Genomic DNA, 2,429 nt, shown 5'->3' on the forward strand with positions numbered 1-2,429 from the left:
CAGGCAGGACATATCAGTCCCTGTAATAACCTCAGCACCATGATCCAAATGATCTCTCAATCTATCTTTACCCATTTTAACAGAAATTGCTTCTTCAGTTACTGCAAAGGTTCCTCCAAATCCACAGCACTCATCAGATCTCTCCAATGAGATTAGTTCGATTCCGTCCACCTTCCCAAGTAAGTCATGTACTATGGAAAATGAGGGACCTACTAATTCAGAACTAGCCCCTAACTTTAATCCTCTTAGTCCATGGCAACTTTGGTGTATTCCTACTTTTTTACTGAAAGTAGAATCTATCTCCGGATTTCCTAAAACATTGGTGATAAAGTCGCACAATTCATAAGTATTTTGTCTTAACCTATCAACTTCACCTGTTTGATCTATTGTATCAAAATGTTTCCTGACATGATAAACGCAGCTACCAGATGGTGATACTACATAATCATACTTCCTAAAATTTTTAATGAACAATTCACAGACTTTTTTGGAATAAGCCTCGGCGCCAGAATTGGCAAAAGGCTGCCCGCAGCATGTTTGATTTAAGGGATAATCAATTTTTACATCCAGCTTCTCCAGAAGTCCCAGGGTGGCGATGGCCACCTGAGGATAAAACTGCTCAATGTAACAGGGTATAAATAATCCTACTTTCATTTGCCTCTCAATTGATCGCTACAGATATAACATTGTTCAACAACTTCCATGGTATAAATGGCATCCTCAACAGAGTTAACATATTTATAGTTTTGGTTTTCCAATTTACACATCAGCCCTCCCATTGGCCCTATAAATGCATCAGGAAACCAGGACCCTTCAATTTCTACTTTTCTCCATCCTTTTGAATCTTCCAAAGAAATGTACTCAAATTCATCAGGCAAACCTTCCGGATAATTCAAGTTTAATCCAGCTGTAACCTTAATAGCACCTTTAGTACCTTCGAATTTGAAGTAGGACTCCTGATGCTTTATACCAAATTCGTGACCATGATTTGTATTAATATTAGCTCTAATTACATCACCATAGTCTAAAATTATCGATGATCTGGTGGATGCCAGATCCATCATTTTAGGATGTTTTGTGGTTTTTGCATAAACAGCCTGAGGATTACCAAGAAAATACCTGACCATATCAATATAGTGGATGCTATTATATAGAATTTCCATCCGGGGGAGACCATATAGAAAGCTCCATAAATGCCACGGAGTTAATACATTGACCCTAACATCAATATCATGTAGATCACCGATAAGTCCTTCTGCAATAATTTCTCTTGCTTTGATTATGTAAGGGGCATGACGTAGTTGGAAATTAATTCCTGCTGTAAGTTTTTTCTTCCTGCATATATCCAGTATCTCTCGAGCATGCTGAATGTTGTTGCCCATCGGTTTTTGGATAAGTACGCCAGCTTCATCTGGAATTTTCTTTAGTATTGGGATTATCTCTGAAGCCGGTAATGCAATGTCATATATGCAATCATTTTCTTTACCTGTTTTTATAAGATCGTCAATACTTTTGCAGTTATTTAAAACATCAAAATCATTGACTAATTTTTGAGCCTTTTGATAGTCCGTATCATGGATGGCTCTTACAAGATAACCTGCTTTTTTATAAGCTGGTAAATGGGCATCTTTTACAATACCTCCAGCTCCGACAATTGCAATTTCTCTTTTTCTTTTTGGAGTAAATGAAGTAGATGTAATTTTCATTCTAGCTCAATATTTAATTTCATGTGTATGTAATTGATTTTCAAAGGTCACATGGAATTCACATGAGATATATTCATAGTCTTGGTTGGTATTTTTAGAATCATGTCATTTTCAAGTTATAAAATTTGAAATAGTATATAATAGCACCATTATAATTATCAAAATAAGAGATACAAGTAGTGGGATATTTTTTTGTTCTTCATCCTCCCTTTTAAGAAATGCCAAAGGACTCTTCAAGGTGAATTTTTCAGTTTTTCTGTAATCTGGTGGTGGTGTAATAAGACTGACAATCACATAGATCACAGAGCTAAATACAAATAACCACCAAGCCTGCATCATGAAAGGTATGCCATAAGAAACCGTTAGGATCTTCACATCTCCAATAATTGGGAAATCAATCATAAACACCAGAAATCCAAGTATAAAACCACCAATAAAGGCAGCAATCGCTCCCTGATAATTACCTCTCTTCCAAAATACTCCCCAAATAAATACTGTTGTAATTGGAGGAGAGATAACCGTTAATAAAACATTTATTGCTTCAAAAATGCTGGTAAACTTTGATATAAGTGGGGACCAGGAAATAGCGATAATCATCACTATAACCGCGGTTATCCGTCCAATATTGATCTGCTTTTTCTCGGATATATGGGGATTATTTCTTTTTACTATGTCAATGGAAACCAAAGTTGCTGCGCTATTAAGCGCAGCGGCGATAGTACT

At 36.3% G+C, this 2,429-nt stretch carries 3 protein-coding genes; all 3 read right to left on the reverse strand.

The features are described from left to right. Nucleotides 1-654 (reverse strand): (Fe-S)-binding protein (locus RLO81_RS07815; protein WP_350109670.1); only part of this gene is annotated, 654 nt, incomplete at its 3' end. Continuing rightward, complete coding sequence (locus RLO81_RS07820; protein WP_350109673.1) at nucleotides 651-1,706, reverse strand: Gfo/Idh/MocA family protein; 1,056 nt, start codon at nucleotides 1,704-1,706, stop codon at nucleotides 651-653. The genes RLO81_RS07815 and RLO81_RS07820, both read right to left, overlap by 4 nt. A gap of 111 nt (nucleotides 1,707-1,817) precedes the next feature. Then, nucleotides 1,818-2,429 (reverse strand): sodium:solute symporter family transporter (locus RLO81_RS07825; RefSeq protein WP_502880441.1); only part of this gene is annotated, 612 nt, incomplete at its 5' end.

This window comes from Fulvivirga sp., from assembly GCF_040220315.1.
GTDB lineage: Bacteria > Bacteroidota > Bacteroidia > Cytophagales > Cyclobacteriaceae > Fulvivirga.

What these genes read in the sequence shown, in the direction of transcription:
- RLO81_RS07820 (WP_350109673.1), bottom strand. Translation starts at nt 1,706, where the DNA reads ATGAAAATTACATCTACTTCATTTACTCCAAAAAGAAAAAGAGAAATT.